General features: G+C 51.4%; 11 protein-coding genes. 4 read left to right on the top strand and 7 right to left on the bottom strand.

Annotated elements, in window-relative coordinates; all coding sequences use genetic code 11:
* Positions 1–25: 25 nt before the first annotated feature.
* The 3 genes from HQ49_RS09000 (at position 26) to folB (ending at position 2,933) form a co-directional block, all read left to right on the top strand.
* On the top strand, positions 26–1,213 hold the full coding sequence (locus tag HQ49_RS09000; RefSeq protein ID WP_052073478.1) for a hypothetical protein: 1,188 nt from the start codon (positions 26–28) through the stop codon (positions 1,211–1,213).
* Between the two features lie 415 nt (positions 1,214–1,628).
* Positions 1,629–2,537 carry a cation diffusion facilitator family transporter gene (locus tag HQ49_RS09005; RefSeq protein WP_039419603.1) on the top strand — a complete coding sequence of 303 codons (909 nt, stop codon included), beginning with the start codon at positions 1,629–1,631 and terminating at the stop codon, positions 2,535–2,537.
* A gap of 42 nt (positions 2,538–2,579) precedes the next feature.
* Entirely contained in the window at positions 2,580–2,933 is a 354-nt protein-coding gene (gene folB, locus HQ49_RS09010; RefSeq protein WP_018965795.1) for a dihydroneopterin aldolase, read from the top strand.
* Between the two features lie 70 nt (positions 2,934–3,003).
* Here folB and HQ49_RS09015 read toward each other — a convergent pair whose 3' ends face one another.
* The 7 genes from HQ49_RS09015 to HQ49_RS10930 all read right to left on the bottom strand — a co-directional run bounded on the left by HQ49_RS09015 (position 3,004) and on the right by HQ49_RS10930 (position 19,258).
* Positions 3,004–4,263, bottom strand: a complete 1,260-nt coding sequence (locus tag HQ49_RS09015; protein ID WP_039419604.1) for a type IX secretion system plug protein — start codon at positions 4,261–4,263, stop codon at positions 3,004–3,006.
* Between the two features lie 112 nt (positions 4,264–4,375).
* Positions 4,376–8,893 carry a translocation/assembly module TamB gene (locus HQ49_RS09020; RefSeq protein ID WP_235290110.1) on the bottom strand — a complete coding sequence of 1,506 codons (4,518 nt, stop codon included), beginning with the start codon at positions 8,891–8,893 and terminating at the stop codon, positions 4,376–4,378.
* Between the two features lie 447 nt (positions 8,894–9,340).
* Entirely contained in the window at positions 9,341–11,668 is a 2,328-nt protein-coding gene (tamL, locus tag HQ49_RS09025; protein WP_039419607.1) for a translocation and assembly module lipoprotein TamL, read from the bottom strand.
* A 7-nt stretch (positions 11,669–11,675) separates the two neighbouring features.
* Positions 11,676–16,466, bottom strand: a complete 4,791-nt coding sequence (locus tag HQ49_RS09030; protein ID WP_039419608.1) for a translocation/assembly module TamB domain-containing protein — start codon at positions 16,464–16,466, stop codon at positions 11,676–11,678.
* Positions 16,467–16,574: 108 nt separating this feature from the next.
* Positions 16,575–17,516 (bottom strand): ribose-phosphate pyrophosphokinase, encoded by a 942-nt coding sequence (locus HQ49_RS09035; protein WP_018965801.1) that lies wholly within the window; start codon positions 17,514–17,516, stop codon positions 16,575–16,577.
* A gap of 188 nt (positions 17,517–17,704) precedes the next feature.
* Positions 17,705–18,988, bottom strand: a complete 1,284-nt coding sequence (locus HQ49_RS09040; protein ID WP_018965802.1) for a DEAD/DEAH box helicase — start codon at positions 18,986–18,988, stop codon at positions 17,705–17,707.
* A 105-nt stretch (positions 18,989–19,093) separates the two neighbouring features.
* Complete coding sequence (locus tag HQ49_RS10930) at positions 19,094–19,258, bottom strand: DUF1661 domain-containing protein (RefSeq protein WP_235290111.1); 165 nt, start codon at positions 19,256–19,258, stop codon at positions 19,094–19,096.
* Here HQ49_RS10930 and HQ49_RS12320 point away from each other — a divergent pair.
* On the top strand, positions 19,227–19,316 hold the full coding sequence (locus tag HQ49_RS12320; RefSeq protein WP_230587295.1) for a DUF1661 domain-containing protein: 90 nt from the start codon (positions 19,227–19,229) through the stop codon (positions 19,314–19,316). The two genes, HQ49_RS10930 and HQ49_RS12320, sit on opposite strands and share 32 nt — an antisense overlap.
* Positions 19,317–19,637 lie beyond the last annotated feature (321 nt).

The raw sequence follows: 19,637 nt of genomic DNA on the forward strand, positions 1-19,637 counted from the left end.
ATCGTCCCAGATAAAACTAATTCCAATGGCATATCTCGGCACCAAACCCAAGTGGCTGTTACTACTCTCTTCCATCGTACTCCTTCTCGCAATAGTCGGAGTTTGGGTCTTCCGTTATTCCGGTTATGGACAGCGATTCGAGATTGTCGATGAGTTGGGTGGCAACATCTTCCCTTCTGCCATACTGTCCGTAGCCACGACCGATGCGGAAGTAATCAAACCGGTCGAGGGCTTATATGTGGGCAATCCGAAGTCCGTCATAGGGATTCGGGTGCAAACGCGGAGAGCCAACAGCCGCGTGCGTGTGGAAGTGGCCGAAACGCCTTTTTTCTCCCAGTCCGTTTCGGAATTTGTCTTGGATAAGTCAGGCTCCACCTATACCATATACCCCGACATTATATGGAAGTACGAAGCCCTTCGCAATAACAATCAAGCCGAACCGGTCAGTGTGGCGATAAAGGTGGAAATAAATGGTACAGACTGGGGACAACAGGTGCGGACATTCTCTGTCAGAAGTCTCAACGAGTGTCTCTTGGGCTATATGAGTGGAGGGCGGGTATTCTGCGAAACGGGGATCTTCTTTGCCGCCTACGTCAATGAAGAGAACCCTAAAATCGACAAGCTGCTGCGAGAGGCACTCAACACGCGTATCGTCAATCGCTTCTCAGGTTACCAAAGCCCCCGGAATCCTGTGGACAGACAAGTGTATGCTCTTTGGAATATATTGCAGAAAAGGCAGTTCCGCTACAGCTCGGTAGCCAATTCCAGCTTGTCCAGCAATGTCGTTCTCTCCCAGCGTGTACGCACATTCGATGATGCATTGGAGTCCTCTCAGATCAACTGCGTAGATGGCAGTGTACTCTTTGCATCTCTGCTGCGGGCTATCAATATCGAACCTATCCTCGTTCGGATGCCCGGCCATATGTTCGTCGGTTATTACACGGATATATCCAAAAAAGAAAAAACGTTTCTGGAGACAACGATGATCGGCGATGTCGATTTGGACGACTTTTTCCCCGATGAGCAGTTGGATTCGACGATGATAGGCAAATCCCAAAATCAAATGTCCAGACTGACTTTCGAGAAATCGAAAGAATATGCCAACAAGAAATATCAGGAAAACGAAGCCGATATTCACTCCGGCAAGTCGGGTTATATGTTCTTGGAAATATCCAAAGATGTGCGAAGGCGCATCCAATCCATCGGCAAGTAGCATCGTTTTTGCCGAATCGTTCTTTTGATATAAGAATACTGTCCTTATGCCGGATCGCTACGGTGACTTACGGCTATCGCAGGCTACCATCGCTCCTTTCTGACACAAAAAAAGTGTGGCGAAAACGCTGCTGAAGCCATTTTCGACACACTCTCATTCCTTATACTTATGAAAAGCCGCACTGCGGATAGCGTAAACTCCGAAAGACAGGATTTGAGGATTCCACCACCTTTGTAATCCGCTGTGCAAAGCAACCCGAAGGTGCGGCCCGCCATCAGCGATGAAATTGTCCTCGGAATAGTTGTTATGATGAGTTTCCCCGATCTAACAGTGCGGCTTATTCCTCGTCTTCTCTGTATTGCAAAGTTAACAACATTGTTTAGATTTGCAATTCTTTGTTTCATCGATTTTGGGTATGGTTACACTTTCGGATCCTAATCGGCGTTCTCGACGTATCAAACGTATTACGATGGTCGGTTGCCTATGTAATTTGCTTTTGACGATCGGGAAGTTTTTCTCCGGTTTTGTCGGGCATAGCGGAGCCATGATTGCCGATGCGATACACTCGTTGTCCGATCTGCTGACCGATTTCGTGGTTTTCATTTTTATCTCCATTTCGGGAAAGCCATCCGATAAGAACCACGATTACGGACATGGTAAGTTCGAGACCCTCGCCACTGCGATCATTGCCGTTACGCTGATCATCATCGGAGCTATGCTCTGCTCCGATGGTCTGACCAAGGTATATCGCTATCTCCGCTTTGGGGAGGAATTAGCTCGTCCCGGATCGATAGCCTTGCTTATGGCCTTTGTCTCTATTGTGTCCAAAGAGTGGCTGTTCCGTATAACGCGGTGTGTCGGAAAAGAGGAGAATAGTCGTTCAGTCATAGCCAATGCTTGGCACCACCGTAGTGATGCCTATACCTCTGTGGCTACTTTCATCGGGATTGGCTGTGCTTTTCTTTTGGGACGCGGTTGGATGATCCTCGAACCGCTATCAGCTGCTGTAGTCAGTGTCTTTATCATCAAGGTAGGTTTTCAAATGGCCCTTCCGGCTTTTCGCGATTTGCTTGAGCAGAGCTTGCCGGATGATATAGAAGAAGAGATAGAAAAAATCATTTGTTCGGAGTCGATGGTAAAAGGTGTGCGTCGGATCCGCACTCGCAATATCGGCAATTACTATGCCGTCGAAGCCGATATTTTGATGGATGGCGGCCTCTCCGTATCATTGTCTCATGCTGCTACGCAGAGGGTCGAGAAGCTGCTGCGTCGGCGGTACGGTCAGCCCACACATATAGTCATCCATGTGGAGCCATTTTCATGATATATGTCTCTTGACCATAACCCTTCAAATTCTGTAAGCTTTATGACGACTGAAATCAAATTGGAAGAAATGCGTTTTTATGCCCGACATGGTGTGCTTGAGCAGGAGCGACAAGTGGGGAATTGGTTTGTAGTCAATCTTTGCATGTCCGTGGATGTCACCCAAGCGGTTATTTCAGATACCATTGAAGACACCATCCACTACGGACACGTTTATGAAGCCGTCAAGGAAGAGGTCTTACAGCCCTCGAATCTTATCGAGCATGTCGCCGGACGAATTTTGCAAAGAGTCCGACACGACTTTCCGCAGGTGAACGAAGTCACGGTAAGCCTGAGCAAGCTCAATCCTCCCATTGGAGCAGATATACGATCGGCTACGATCGTCCTGCGAGGGTAGTCCATCCTCTTTTATATCAAGGCCCGAAAGGAAGAGAATCGGTGACATGAAACGTTCGCCGATCGAGCCGTCATTTTACCTCCAAAACGGCTATGAGACTTTCATAAATGTCAGCCGGAGTCTTGGCATAGAGAAAGACGGTATATCTGTTCTCCGTCTCGTAATGATTGCCCTCGGTCAGAGCTGTCCGAGAGAGCAGATTGTCATCCTCCGTTTGAAGAATGTAGAGGTAATTGAAGTATCCCTGTTTCATCATGAGGGTACGAGTGTACATCTGCTCCGAAGCATCATAGAAAAGCTCACGTTCGCTCATCGGGAGAAAATCGAAAGCCTCTCCGGACAAAACGACCGGCCCCGGCAGCTTTCCACTCTCGAAAGAGAAGATAACCTCATAGTAGTCTCCTTCGGTAGCACTATTCGCACCATCGGTAGTGCGAATGATACGTCTCCCGAAGTTGTTTTGTTCGAACTGATAGGGCAATCCGGCTCTGTTTTTGTCAGGATACAACTCCATCACATAGTGCCCGTTGCGTGAGTAAGATCGGTACACGCCCATACCGTTGTAGCTATCGCTGAGCATCTCTGCTTTCCTGTAAACATTGGTTGCCGGAAACAAAGCTCCGGCATGCTGATCATATACGATGGTATTACCTGCAATACTCGAAGGTCTCGAGAGCGAACGCATCTCAGTCTCGCACCCGTTTTGCCCCACGACAAGGGTAAGCTCCTCCGACGGTGAAAGGATTCGTAAGCCCTTCAGATCCACCTCGACATTGACTTGCTGGTGACGACCGTGTATGTCTTCATAAGTAACGGACGTTTGCGAACCCTTGAGGGAAGCCAACGGAGCCACCACGCGAAAGGCAATGGTAAGAAGCGTTTCGTCCGGATCATAAACGTCGAATACGGTCATGAGATAGTTCCCCGAAAGCTTGGGGGTGCAATTTGCATTGGGCAAAGACAGTTCGTAATGAACATAGTTGACCAAAGTAGCTCGGCTAATGGCCGGCGGATCGAATTCGTTCTCCAGAAAACCGGAAACAGCTTCTGCCGGAGAAATCGGACTCGCCAGCCAATCGTGACCACAGTGCTGCAGTCTGTATCCCAGCGTCGTACTCTCATCGCCCATAAGATCAAAACTGATCCGCAGCCCTTCCCCACTATTTATATGGTAGTAGGGATATAGCCTCAACTGTTCTGTGCCTGTAGGAATAACAAGAAGCGACTGCACTCGCGAATCAAAAGCTCGGGTCTGGCCGACAGACGGCACCGACCACAAGAGGAAAAGAAGTAGAAAAAAATGAGACAGGCGGAAAGAAAACTGCTTCATACCTTATAATGCTAAGTCAAACAAAGATAAGGTTTTCCACCCATCAGAGACTCCACGAAAAAGAGCTGCCTGCATGCGGATCGGCATGCAGCCGTAGCATACAACCGTAGGACTATTGCGCTCTTACGGAATCGGGTCGAGCAAGAGAATCGATACCGATACGGGTTTCTCCGACTGTCTTAGCAGGAAGTCGCCGGCCATCGAAATCATACTTAAAGATAAGGCCAAGGCCTTGCGTCGTCAGGGACTGACGCAGATATTGATAGAGGTTATTGTAGTGGTTGTAGGCCTTAATACGAATGGAGCCGGACGGATTGATTTTATATTCGGCATCGAATTCGCCCACATAGGTATTCTGTAGATTAGGATTGTCCCGATAGCCCACATTCCCGTTAATAAGGAGACGGTTGTTCAGCAAACGACTACTCAAGAGTAGTTCTATATCCGTATCCTGAAAAGAGGTATTGGTCGTCTTGATGCTCGTTCCGATCTGTACTTTGTCACTGAGGCTTCCGAACATATTGGTGAGTTGCTGCGACAGAGTGGTGGTGGCCACTGCCGTCCAGTTGTCCGTACCGCTTCCCGAATTGTAGACATTCTCCGGCGTATAAAACTTTCCTAAGACAAGAAGATAAACGATCTGCTTCGTCATCGAATCTTCGTTGTGGATGAGACTGCGAACCCGACGCTCCAATTCGCTGTCGGAGTTGGGTAGCTTAATGTCGAAGCTGACAGCAGGCTGCAACATGGCACCATTGATCTGAAGCAGACAATTCACCGGAATGGTAGTCCGCCTGACATCGCTCACCAGAGACTCGTCCAGGTCGTTCAGGTTGGCTGTCAGATTGTACTCGGCCGTTACATTCAGAGTCGCGTGCATCGGATTGCCGGCAAAATTCACGCTACTGCCTTCTTTGATGCTGAAACGTTTTTGGACAATCTGCCGGAGGTTGAAATTATAAATGCCCGACAACAGCTCCAGCCCTCCGAATACATTCATATCCCCCAATGTATGGTAATCGATACGCAAGTCTCCAACGGCAGATCCGCGTAAGCCATCGCCGGTCTGCGGATCCAGTATCAAGTCCACCTCTGCATCCGGTGTCACGCCTACATTCATGACCAGATGGAAATCCATTTCCGGATCCCCTCCCGTAGCAGGTAGAGGCATGGGAGGCCGATCAGGAGAAGTTTCCGGTCTCCATCGCTCACGGCTTTTCGGATCTACGAATCGCAAGAAACGATACTCTTCCGTTGTCGTAGGCTGCGTAAAGTTCAACACGATATGGGTTCCTTTTTCAGAAATCAGATTGACGTCGCATCGCATCCCTCCGGGCACATCGCGCAGATATGCAGCACCCGACACATAAACTCGGCCATGTATATTGGGATTGTCCCGCTCCGGCACGTTATAAGCAAGTATATTGCGAGCTTCGCTGACTTTCAGATCCACTTTGATGTCATCGAAAGCGCGATGTGAGATGTGCGCATTGAGTCGGGCCGTATGCCCGTCCGGATCGCTCACCAGCATATTCTCGAAGCGCATCTGAGTAGGAGTGAATACGGCTTTCTGTCCATCGCATTTATACTCCGTATTCAAAGCCTTGACTCCTAAGGTCACCTGCTCGGCCATAACCTCCCCTTCTATGGTCAGATCGCTAAAATCACCGAAGAGCCGCATGTTTCCCGAAGCATGTCCCTCCAGCTTATGGCAAAACTCCGACAGGAAAGGTCGGATGAAGGCCACATCGGCATGCTTGGCATCGAACCGCAGATCCAGACCGGCGTGGGGATTGAACGGGCGGATGTACCCCCAAGCCGACGTACTCGTACCATCGGGGTTATGCACCAGCGCATCCAACAGAATGCTCTGCGTAGCCTTCTCCCATGAGCCGAAGGCCGATATAGGACCCACGTCGATCCCGTTCACGGTAAAGCTCTCGCCCGTGATCCGCGCCTGCATGAACTGCCGGTCTGCGATGTCGCTCAAGACAGCCTCTCCCGTCATCTCCACATCGAGCATGTCGAAATCCACTCCGGCCAGTTCCAATATATACTTCAGACTGATATGATTCACACGGACACGAAGCGAGTCCGAAGGGGAGTTGCTGAGTACCCCCTCTGCTTCGACGGCTTTGCCTTCGCTCTTGATGGAGAGGTTGCTGACGACCAGCCGTTCCGGAGCCAATATGGCTTCAGCCGAGGCTATCTGCCACTCGTAGCCTCCGATGCGTGCCGTGGAGCGATCCAGACGGATGTGGGTATTCAGCGAAGAATCCTTGTCCCGACGAAAATTTGTGAGCAGGGATACAAATCCATTTTTCGCACCGCGCCTATCCAACCCCATATCCAGCCGGGTACGGATACTGTCGTCTGTCATCAGGGCTTGCAGGCTGAGGTCTCGTATCGAGGGTTTGCCTTCGTGGTACAAGTCCGACCTGCAGATCAGTTCGGCCTTGCCCGAGGATGAGTTCAAATTCACCTCCGTACCCCGAAGTTCTTTGTTCATGGCCATGAGTCGGCCGGCACGAACTTGCAAGTCGAGACTTCGAAGCAATTCCGAATAGTCTCCCCTGATCCTGATGGAGTCAGCTTCGGTAACGGGGAGGCCTAAGAAGCTGCACAACTCTTTGGGCAAAGCCCCCTCCATCGCCAGACTGAGGCGCATATGCTCGGCAGGAGCTTTCTCCTGAGCCTTCTGATCCATGAGGGCGGGAAGATGAGTGCGAACCAGCCTTTGGAACAGAGCAGGCAGTGCGGAGAGGTCGAACTCGCCACTTAGCTTTCCGTGCAAAAATGGAGAAGAGAGGACGACAGAGCGATGCCCTTCGTCCCTTGCCGTGGACAGCATCACGTCGCGCAGATGAAGCCCTTTGTCCGCTGTCTGCCAGTCCAGCGTATCTATTCTTACGGTACCCGTCAGATTGTCGATCCCGTTTCCGGATAGTTCACCGGAAGATACCAACAGAGCATCGGCAGACGGGATGCCAAAGCCGGGTAGAAACCGATCGGGATGAAGTTTGTGTGCCGTCAGATTCCACTCTAATCGGGAGGAACCACCGGAGAAAGGAAGTCCTTCGCCGGCAGAAGAGAGGCGGATATGACCGTTGGGGTCGTTCATGCTGAGGACACCCGACCACTTACCTCTGTCAGCCTGTGCGTCGATCGTCAGATCCTCATAGGTATAGCCTCGGTAAGTAAGCAGCGACACACGGCCGGCCAGACTTCCCGACAGGAGATTGCCGGCATCCAGACGCGTCTTCACTTTCAGGTCGAATGCCACGTGTTCCGGCCAGTCTTTTCGGCCTGCCATAAGCTGCGGCTCCAGCCTTTCGGTGGTAGCATGAGCATCCACATGCACCGGTCGCCAGAGAGAATCCAGGCCGATTTTGCCCTGTATGGTCAGAGCTCCGGCATCCGTTTCTACACGAGTTTTCAGCCGCAGATCGTCCAGTCGGCCATTGGCAGCCGCCATAATATCTACAGCTCCCAGATCGCGCATTTGCGGGGGAAGCTGATCGGGAAAGATACGCTCTGCCAGCATATAGGCTCGGGGGCCGAGCTTAAGCTCATCCAGCCGGAGCCTGATATGCATCCGCTCCTTTCCCCCTATTTCAGCCAAGCCTATGCCCGCCTGTAAGGTCAGTTCATCGCCATAGCTCATGCTGATTTCGGGCATAACGGCCTCGCCTGAACCGACAGCCAGCTCCGGTAGAGAGACTTCCAACAGATCGTCCATCGTATCGAGTGCGGGGAAGCCCCCTTTCAGATCAGAGGGACGGATTCGACCGGCCAAGTCCGTCATGCTTATAGCAGGCAAGCCGGATTCATCGGGGGAAAGGACACAGTAGACGGAAGCTATCCGCAGATGACTGTTCTGCAAAGAGATATGAAGACGATCCACGCCCAATGTGTCGCCCCGAAGACTGACATCGGCATGTAGCTCTTTGAGGTTGAGAGCGGTACTATTTTCCAAAAAAGAAAGGTGGCGCAGCTGTGCTTTCAGTCCCGTACTATCGACTTCGAAAAGACGTACCTTGGCATTCAAGTCATGCAACCCCAATGTCCCGGACTGAGCTTTGTGCAGCCCCGTAGCAGAGAGACGGCAGTTCCTAAGCAAGATGGTATTGATATTGAGCTGTAGCCGGCTCGGCTCTTCCGAATTTTTGCTTTTGAGGGCATCCAGAATAAACTGGATATTCAATGCCGTATCGGGGCGGGAGCGATATACATCGAATTCGCCCTTGAACAGACGCGCTGAAGAGAAGCTCAGACGCCCTCTCAAAAGGGGGAGCAGATCCAGACCTCCGGTCAAACGTTCGGCAGACACCGCAGGACGACCGGCACGATCGAAGATGACTATGTCGTTGATCTCTGCCTGTCGCCACCAGCCGATACTGATATGCCCGATTCGGACACGAGTTTCGAGAGCCTTGGACAGTTCGGTCTGCACACGTCCGGCGACGGAACGCCTCACGGACGGAATTTGCAGGATCAGATTGGGCAGAATCAGCAGACAAAAGGCCACTGTCAGCACTGCCACGACCACCCACTTGGATCGGCGCATGACGGTGCGATAACGACGGATAAACCGTATGAGACCGGCTGACAGTTTTTTCCTTTGACTCACGCAGATAACTTTGCTTTCAAGGAGCAAAGATACTTACATTCCTTAGCTTAAATACCGAAAAGAGAGCCGCGGAAGCTCCCCAAAAAGAGGAATCCTGCAAAAATCGAAAATCTGTAATATACTGTATGAAAAGTCTAACGAAATCCCCCTCCTCACTCCCGATAAAGAAAACACAAGCGACAAGACACACAAAAACGGAACTGAAAAATCCGAAATAGTCGTTCGGCAATCAAAAAATTCTCACTCGTCTTTTTTTCGCTTTTGGCTCGAGATTTGAAAAAAAGACGAACCGCAAATCCGAAATCATGGCGCGAGTTTCTCACGGATTTTGGCTCGCTTTTTGTTTGTTGCGACTGCTCTATCAGTAGCCGATAACAGATTTTATCACAAAAGGGTATTCGGAGTTTGGCATCGGGCTAAGGGGGCGAACTTACCCAAAAGATTCTCTTAGAAAGGGTAGCCGACTGCCAAATGGAAACCCACGGCATCCTTGAAGCGCGGAATATTGTAGTAACCTTTCTTGCCCGTATCGTACGGAAGGTGGAGACCGAAGCCGACATCGACACGAACCACGAGAAATGCCAGATCGTAGCGAAGGCCGACACCGGTGCCGAGAGCAATGCTGTTCAGGAAATTGCTTATCGATCCCGCTTCGGACAGAGCACCGCCCGGACGGGAAGGATCCTCACGCAAGAGCCAGACATTACCCGCATCGAGGAAAACCGCTGCGTGAAGATCGCCGAAGAGTTTGCCCCTGTACTCCACGTTGGCTTCGAGCTTGAACTCCCCGACCTGATCCAAATAAGAGTACAGATTGTCTTCATCGGGATTGAATCGCCCGGGGCCTATGCTACGGACGGTGAAGGCTCTGATGCTATTGGCCCCACCCACATAGAACTGCTCGCTATAGGGGGCTACCCGCATATTGCCATAGCTGTAGATCACGCCTGAGCCAAAGCGCGTTGCCAGAGACTGATTGCGGTCTATGGTATAGGTATAGCGCAACTCTCCCGTGGCTTTGATGAACTGAGAGAAGGGCACACCGATGAAATTCTTGGTGTCGCTGTACTTCTTGCCGGCAGCCAGATAGATCAGATTGAGCAGATTGCCTGCTTCCGACAGGCCGAATTGCATCCAGAGATGATGCGAACTTTTTTCAGAGACTGATTTGTTGAAAGTGTAGACATACCCCATTTGTGCAAGGAACTGACTCTGAAGACTCAGCAGCAGGGGCGGATTGTTCGCCGTAATGGTCTGGAAGGTTTCGGTCTGATGCCCCAGGAGGTTGTAGTTCAGCTTGAGTGGGAAGATGGCATGCCGATGCTCTTTGGAGGGCTGGAATTCATAGGTGGTCGAGAAACCGAAAGAGTACATGCTGAAGTAATGAGCCCTGTTCAGTGCCGTGGCAGAAGCCTGAAACGTGGTAGTCGTAGGATAGTAATAGTACTTGTCCAACAGGCCGGGGAATACGATCGAGGGGAAAGAGAGATTTACGGACGTATTGACGTTGTACGAATTGATGTCGATGAGATGGTTGCTGCTGCCTTCGGGGCGATTGCGGGTCTCCCACTCATAGGATCCGCCGATATTCCAAGACAGATTTTCCCCTCCTCCGAATACGTTGCGCCGAGCAAGGGCGAAATTCAGTCCCGGGCCGATGAAATCGTTGCTCTTGCTCGTGAACAAGGTCTCTAAAGATGCGTCCCACGGTTTGTCGAGCGAGGTCAACAGCCTCACATCCAACAGGTCGGAGGTGGAATCCCGTTGCGAAAAATTGAGATCGATAACGGAGAAGGCTCCCAAACGTGCCAAGGATTTGCGCGTCGTCTCATCGTCTTTCTGCCGATACAGATTGCCGGAAAAGAAACGAAAGCGTTGGGCCAAAATCTTGGGACGAACCGGCATTTTACGATAGTAAAGGACTTTCAGGTCGTTCACTTCGAGCGAATCCGTCGGTGCTTCTCCATTCATACCCAATAGCACTGCTGTCCGTTTCCCGATCTTCCACGGACGCATGGCTTGGGGAGGGGTGTCCTCCGACAGTTTGGCTCTGAGGCAGACGGCACCCCTTACGAGGAGGGTATCGGCCTCGTAAATAATATCTTGCGGACGAAAGTAATAATAGCCATTGTCTCTCAGCAAGGCACTGATAGTCTGACGCTCTTCATGCAGCTTTGCCAAATTGAACTGGTCTCCTTTTTGGATCAAAGTCGGAGTCTGCCTGTAGGCCAAAATACTGTCGGGGAAGGTGCTGATCGGCAGGGGGACGATACTGTCGTAATGATAGGGGGAGGCCATATCCACCGTATAAGAGACTTTGGCCTTGAGGGAGTCCTTTTTCAATGTAGTCACACTGCTTTTTACTTCGGCATCGAAGTATCCGTGTTCGCGGAGGATGTTGGTCGCCACCTTCGCCCGACTGTCGGACTTGACCTGACTGATGAAAACCGGTTTGGCTGCAAACTTGTCGAATATCCATTTCGAGATGACCGTCGAATCTCTCACGAAGCTATTGTACAACCACAATCCAAACGGCAGCTTGGGCAAGGAGGCACTGGCACTGCCGAAAATAGCTCCATTGGGTGTGACTTTCAGTGTGCTCTCCACTTCGGTCAGAGCTTGCTGACCTGCATGGCTCTTGTCTTGTCGGAGTATCTGAGTCTTGCCCATTCCGATATACAGCTGTTCGCCTTCCGGCAGGTTCTTCGTGGTGGAGCAGGCTGCTGCCAGTAGAGCCAAAAGGATGGGGAGGAATACTTGCCGTAATACTTTCATGGGATTCTTATCGCTTTGTCGGAATGGTATCCGTCCGCACGGATACCGGCTCCTCTTCGGGTTTGAGAGCTTCTGCTTTCGGCACGATGGTTTTCGTCTCTTTCTTCTTCCCGAAACGGAACAGATCGGACAGGCGCGCCAGCTTTCGGCTGATCACATAGCCGATGCCTGTCTCCGTTATTTCTCCTTCGAGCAGATTTTCATTGTTCTTTTTGTGGAAGAGTTTGAGGTGCTGTGCTCCTGATTTGTCCAGACGGTACTCCACGGATACGTTGTCCACCAATGTCCTTTCCTTGTTGGTCGGCACATTGGAGCCGGAAGCGACAGATCCTCCGATCACGACACGGATCCTGTTGTCATAGAATTGTCTGCTGAAGCTATACGTGAAGTCCGTATATGTGCCGCCTCCGTCGGTGCCATCATGACTTTCCATACCGATGTTCAGTCCGGAGCCGTCGAACACCTTGCCCAGAGCACTGTTGATCATTCCCTGAGCGTAGCTGCTGAGTGCATTGTCAAAGTTGAACCCACTCGATTGGGAAGCCAAATAAGAACCTGTTGCCAAGAGTCCGATGGCCTGCTTCGAACGTTCCTCCGGGCCCATACTTCGCAGTTGGGTCTGGATAGAAAAGTCCTCCGGAGCTTCGACATCAAACACCAAATCCATATTCTTGAGCGTTTCTTTGACGATAATCCCCACATCGAAATTCACCTTTCTCAACGTCTTGTTACCGCTTTCCATCACATCGGCACGTACTCGCTGTACAGCCTTGAAGTTGACGTAAGGCTCCTGCACATTGCCGCTCCATTGCACATAGCTTGAGGGATCGATGGTGAAAACCTGCTTACCCACGACGGGCAGCGTATAGCGCATGGTGCCGCCACCGCTCATATTGTATCGGCCCGTCAGACTCATTTCCCCGTAAGCCGGCATTGTGAAGGTCATATCTCCTCCTCCTTGCAGCTCCAAATAGTCCTCATGTCCGGCCGAAAGATCCACACCCAACTGTACAACGGGATCGATATGAATCCGAACGAGCATGTTCATGCCACCGAATGAAGCTCTTTCCTTTTCCATATCGGCCTGCGAACGAATCATGATCGTATCGGAAAAGTCCATGAAGTTCACCACATCACCCATCCGACTTTCCGTTTCCAGATCTGCACCTGTATACACATACGTACAGGAAGTGCCTCCATGAATATCCAGAGAACCCGAAATTGCAAGTGCTTGCAGAGGGCCGCGAAGGGAAAGATCAGTGGAGGCAATCAGTTTGCCATACAGCAAGTCGCCCTGATTTCTCTTGCTGTCCAACACAGTCATCTCGTCTGCCAGCATCTTCAGATTGGCTGTCATGGCTCTGGCTCCTGTCAGAATTACTTCTCCATTAAGATTAAGACCGTCTTGGGCCTTTTCTTGAGCGCGTATCTGATAATTGTCGAAAACCAATTTGTGGCGATCGAAGACCAGCGGTTTGTCCGAGAAATAGAATGTATTGCCAATCATCGGCGAATAGACCGATGCTTCGCGCATATTCAGTTGTCCATCGATCCGAGGGCTGTCCGTTTTGCCCGCAATAGCAAGTTTTCCTTCGATGAAACCGGAGAGAGAAGCTCTTTCCACTCCGATGAAAGGATTGGCAATGGCGAGTGGGAATCCGTTCAGGATGGCAGCCATATCGAGATTGTTCTCACGGATGCCTCCATGATAGATACCATCGAGATTGAGGGCGGCATTTCCATTGTAGCTTATCTCTGCCGTTACGTAGTGCGAATGGTCGTTACGGGGTTCATAGAACAGAGAGGATGCGATGTTGCCGATAGGCTTGCCTTCAAATTCGAACTCATTGACAGAGATATCGCCGGTAATCGTGGTGATACCGTCCTCTCCTCCCGTACGGGATAGTCGCGCATAAGCGAAAAATCTGCCGGCTAGGTTAGGAAGGGGAGACATTCGGATATATTGTTGCAAGCGCAGGTTGCGGATATTCAGACCTATCTCTTCCAAATCGGGAATGGTATCATTGGTCTGCACGGACAAGTATTGCCCATCCTCGCTGCTTAGTTCAAGCGAGGCAGACAGACGTTTGTCTTCGTTTCGATAGAAAATGCGATTGTCCTTGCTAGCGGTAAAACGATTGTATGCCAAGATAACGGGTTCCGACTCTATGAAGTTGAGACCATAACCGCTTTCATCCCAGAATCCGTGAATCCCGATGCGGTAAGCATCCTGCTTTGCTCCATCGGCCAAATTCAGGCGCAGATTCAAACCCTGAAGGGTAGCATCCGCCACCACTTTGCCGTACATGGCCGGCTGACGACGGAAACGATTCTTATCCATGGTCAGAGTGAGTCGGATCATACGATCATATCTGTTCAGAATCGAATCCGACACCTCTGTCGAATTGGCTGAATCCGGCGCGAACATACCGTATTGTGAGAGTGTAGCAATGTCCAGATGTAAACGATCGACACGGAGCGTATCGCGCTGCAAACCCTGTAAATCCATATACCCCTCCAACCCGTTTTCGGGCGAAACGGTCAGCTTGCCACGGATGGAATTGTATTTCATACCGTTTACCTCCATAAAGTCGTGGAGCGGATTGTACCGATCGGCTTGGATCGTAAAGGTCGCATGAGGCAGCTCCTGAATAATCGAAGAGAGTCGCAGACGCTGAATAGAGTCATTGCGGAATGTCTCTATCTTCTTCCCGAGAGATTGGGACACGACCGTAACGGCATCTATGCCTTCTCCTACTCTGAGAGCCATTTTCAAGTCGCCCGAAACGAGATCCAGACGGATACTATCGGGATCGGTATCGGCTAATATGTCTATTCGTTCCGGTATTACTTTGTAGCGTTCGAGCTGCATGTAACAATCTTGTACCGAGGCTTCGAACCGATGTGTCTGAGCCAAATCGCTTTTCACATGACCCTCAAGGACAAAAGCTGCCGCAAAAGTAGTGTCCGCAAAGCCCAATGCGTTGAAGTCTGCCGAATCCATCCGCACCATCACAGAACCGTCCAGTTTGTTTTTGCCGAGGAGAGCATCCAATTGCATACTCCCGTTCAGAAAGGAGTTCGTGCTGTTGAATGAAGCGAAGAGCACACCTTCGTTCAATGCCGCATCAAAAGTGATACTATCCAAATCCCGCTCTTTCCAACGGATGTGTTTGACCGATGTGTGTATAGTGGAGACAGTACGTTTGTTGAAGAGGTCGAATCCACGTCCTTCGGCATGAAGCACTGCCTGCATGGAACCGATACTATCTTTCGGCATGAAGACACCGAAGTTCAGACCGTCCACCTGCATATCGAGCCGATATTTATCCGTACCCATCAGATAGTCGCCATCGACGCGGAGGCTGCCGGAACGCTCTGTCAGCTTTACTTGACCGCTGTACACTCCTCGTCTGATCTTCAGCTCGGCAGCGACAGTCATGCCCGCAGGGATAGCGAAGCGTTCGTAAAGAGCCTTGTCGTAAAATGCCAAAAGGCCGGAAGCGTCCTGATGAAAACCCATATTCAGCACAAAGTTGCCGGCACGATTGCGATCGTCAAGCAACTTCGTAAACACCCCATGTCCATCCATATCAGTCATTCCGTCCCAGAACAGGGACATATGCTCTACCTCCAATTCATCAAGCGTACCTGTACATTGTATCACGATATCCACAGGCGTATCGGGATAGCGTACCAATCTGCGCGATGGAAGTTGGAAATTATCCCCGGCCAAATAGCTTACATCCTTCAATCCGATCGAAGCATCCATGGAGAGATTGATCATAGCCGTCGGATCTTTCTTGAAGATGTTCCATGGGAGCCGAGCTTCGCCATTGATATAACTATGCCCCGTAGCAAGGGAAAAGTCCGTCAGGAAGAAGCCGAAACGATCCATCCTGTATCTCCCCGACAATCGCTGTAGCTCGAATTGATCCCGCTCCCGCAGCGATCCGCTGACCAGCCGGAGTTCCATATCGCCATCGTGGAAACAAATGTCCTTGGCTTGGAGGGAGACATCGTTCAGGGCAATATGACGATAGTCGAAAGAGGTGGGCGAAGCTTCCCTTTCATCCACGTCGTAGGACAAAGTAGTCTGATCCAACTGCGCCATGCCCACCTGATAGAGCATGTCTGCAATATCCATTTTGGCTTTGGCTATTGCAGCTTTTCCGATGAGAGTATTGAGATACAGACTGTCAAGGGGCATGCGGACTTCAGCGGATATATTCTTCAGATCCAGTCGGTCCAACTCGAACTGCCAGTCGAAGGGCCCTTTCTTGGTCGTATCGGCTGCCGTGGTATCTGCGCTGAAGTATGCCACATCGGTATCGGATAGATGCCACTGCCCCAGCAGGACGCATTTTGCTTCGGGGTCGACGGCTATGTGAGCTGCCCGAATCAGTTTGGCTTTCAGCCTCATATCCATCAGCCCGAGACTGTCCGTATAGTGGATGGAAGCATCCTGCAACTTAAGTTCGGGCACCTCCACCTGTTGATGGAGGAGCGGTAGCACCGATACTCTTACCCGTAGAGAGCCTATATCCGCCAGCGTGTCGCCTTCTGCCTTCACGGCTGTAATGTCCTGCAAAGAGAGGTGCAGCGGAAAACCCAGACGAATGCGTCCGATATCGATCTGCATACCGGTGGCTTCGGATGCCTTACGCGCGGCTATCCCTACAGCCCATTGCTGTATGGGAGGCAGATAGAGCAATCCTGCCACGAGCAGCACAAGCAAGAGGGGTGAGATGATCACCCAGAGGAGAATACGTTTCCAACGTAGCTTGATACGACCCATGGCAGGACTGTCAGTATTTGATCAAATAGTGTAGTCGGTCAGCTGTGCAAAAGGAAGGAATCCCTCACTCCGGCAGCTCTGTAGCTCGAACGAACTACCCTTGTTGTCTTAGAAAGAATAGAGCGTGGTGATCGACTCATGGCTGCAAACGCGCTTGATCGCTTCTGCGAACAAGTCCGCCACAGAGAGAATCTTCACCTTCTCACACTTGTGCGGATAGGGGATCGAATCCGTGAATATCATTTCCTTCAGAGAGGACTGGTCTACTCGCATCGAAGCCGGATCGCTCATCACGGCGTGACTGGCGATAGCACATACGCTGCGTGCACCATGGGCCATCATCAAGTCCGCCGCCTTGGTTATCGTACCGGCAGTGTCCACGATATCGTCCACAAGCAGCACATCCTTGTCCTCTACATCCCCGATAATGCGCATCTCAGCTATTTCATTGGCTTTGAGACGGCTCTTGTGGCAGATTACCATAGGAACGCCGAGGTGCTTGGCATAGCTGTTGGCCCGCTTGGTACCTCCCACGTCGGGTGTAGCCACTACGAGGTTCTCTATGGGCATCGTCTTGCGGATGTATTCCATGAAAACGGTGGAGCCGTAGAGATGATCCACCGGCACATCGAAGAAACCCTGAATCTGATCGGCATGCAAGTCCATCGTGATCAGACGCGTAATGCCGGCCTTGCTGAGCAGATCGGCAATCAGCTTGGCACCGATAGAGACACGGGGCTTGTCCTTTCTGTCCTGTCTGGCCCATCCGAAATAGGGGATGACAGCCGTGATATAGTGTGCAGAAGCACGCTTGGCGGCATCGATCATCAGGAGCAGTTCCATCAAGTTGTCCGAAGACGGGAATGTGGACTGAACGAGGAATACGTCCCGACCGCGAATGCTCTCTTCATAGGAGACGGCAAACTCTCCATCGGCGAAGTGCTCGATATTCATTCGCCCCAGCGGGCAACCCAAACTGTTGCAGATCTTTTCCGCGAGATAGCGGGATTTGGTTCCTGAAAAGACAGAAAACTTGTTTTCGTTGTTCATCTTTGATATGGTGTAGAGTTATCGTTCCATTACCGGCAAATCGAACGCGTCGGGCCACCTCGGCGGCGACTGCTGACGGACGTGATGCAAAAGTAATATATATACATTATGTATGGAAGCTCGAAAGGAGAAAAGAGGATGGGGGTCAAACCGCAGCCGATGTATGGCCGTCATGCCCCGATTCGGCCCTATCGCCTCGGTCTCGCGCCTCCGCGTCTGCGTCCGTTCGAAGCGGTTTTCCCTTGTCTTTTGTCCTTTTCGGAGCGACCGGAACGGGCATCGCCACTGCGTCCATGGCGACGGGGGCGACGTTTAGCCGGTTCGTAGGCAGGGACCTCGCCAAACTCCGGATCGACAGGCAGTTTATAGACCGATTTGCCCAGAAACGTCTCGATCTTGTGGAAGTCGCTCTGCTCTTCCTCGGAGACGAAAGTGATAGCCAGCCCCTCTCCATTCGTACCCCGGGCAGTCCGCCCGATACGGTGCACATAGTCTTCGGGGTCGTGGGGTATGTCGTAGTTGATGACTACGCGTATGTTGTCGATGTCGATCCCTCGGGCTACAATGTCTGTGGCCACGAGTACATCCACATAGCCGTTTTTGAAGTCGCGCATCACCTGCTCGCGCTGGGACTGTTCCAGATCGGAGTGCATATCGGCCACATTGAAACCCATCTTGCGGAGAGTGGAAGTCAGCTCACGCACTTTGAGCTTGGCCGAGGCGAAAATAATGGTGCGCTTCGGTGCCGACTGCTCGAAGAGCTTGCGGAGTATAGGGAGCTTCTGCGCTTCGTAGCAAATGTATGCGCTCTGCATGATACTCTCCGGCGGACGGCTGATGGCGATCTCCACTTCTATCGGATTCTTCAGAATGGATGCTGCCAGCTTACGGATCTTGGGAGGCATCGTAGCCGAGAACATAACAGTCTGGCACGAATTCGGCAGCTGCTTGTATATCTGCATGATGTCATCGAAGAAACCCATGTCCAGCATACGGTCGGCCTCGTCCAAAACGAAGTAGGAGACGTGGGAGAGGTCAGCCGATCCCAAGTTCAGATGCGAGATCAGACGCCCCGGTGTGGCTATCACGATGTCTGCCCCCATAGCCATCCCCCGGCGTTGCTGCTCCCATGCCACCCCGTCCGTACCCCCGTATATGGCTACGGCCGATACGGGCATGAAGTAGGAAAATCCCTCCACCTGCTGATCTATCTGCTGCGCCAGTTCGCGAGTGGGAGCCATGATCACGGCATTCACCACATCGGAGGCAAATTCGCCTGCACTCAGGCGATCCAGTATGGGTAGCAGATAGGCTGCCGTCTTGCCGGTGCCGGTCTGGGCACAGGCGATCACATCGCGCCCCTCCAGAATGGGCGGGATGGTGGCGGCCTGCACGGGTGTGGTCTCGAAGAAATTCATGGCATCGAGGCCATCCAATACTTCATCTCCTAAATTCAATTCATCAAAGCGCATACTCAAAAAAACGGACTTGGTTCCGGACAAAAGTACGTCAATTCCTACAGAAAAGGTTCCCCGATGGGGAATGTGCCAACCTATAACGATATGATGGAATCATCTTTATCCGATAGAGCGTAGGTCTTGGCACATATATGCCGGCTCGTCAGCACCGCCTCGCCGATCCAATGCTCGCCAAAACACGTCCCAAAAAGCTGCCGATTGCGGTCTGAGTTTCCCGAAAAAATGGCGCGAGATTTTTTTCGTTCCGGCGCGTAAATTTTTCACTTCCCGCGCCGGAACGAAAAAGTTTTCACGCCATGTTTTCAGAGAGCGCAAACACTAAATTTTTGGAGCGTAAACCAACCATGAGCTTTCTCCGGTAGCGGAATAACCCCAACATCGAATCTGCGCGTTTTGCAACCATTCAAACCGCCACAAAAAAGAAAGATCCACAAGAGGATCTGTCAGGACGACTCTCCCTCTCATGGATCCGGTCACAGTTTATTAGAGACCCTTGTATATATGGGGGTCTTAAACCCTCCCGCAGGTCAGACGGGAGAGTTTGCTGTTCTTCGCCTCAAAGCGGGAAAGAAGTCGGGCGATTCTCTTCCGACAAGCATTCCCACTCCAAGACTCAGGTGTCTTTTTCCGGTCTTAGATTTTT

It is taken from the genome of Porphyromonas gulae (assembly GCF_000765945.1).
Classification (GTDB): domain Bacteria; phylum Bacteroidota; class Bacteroidia; order Bacteroidales; family Porphyromonadaceae; genus Porphyromonas; species Porphyromonas gulae.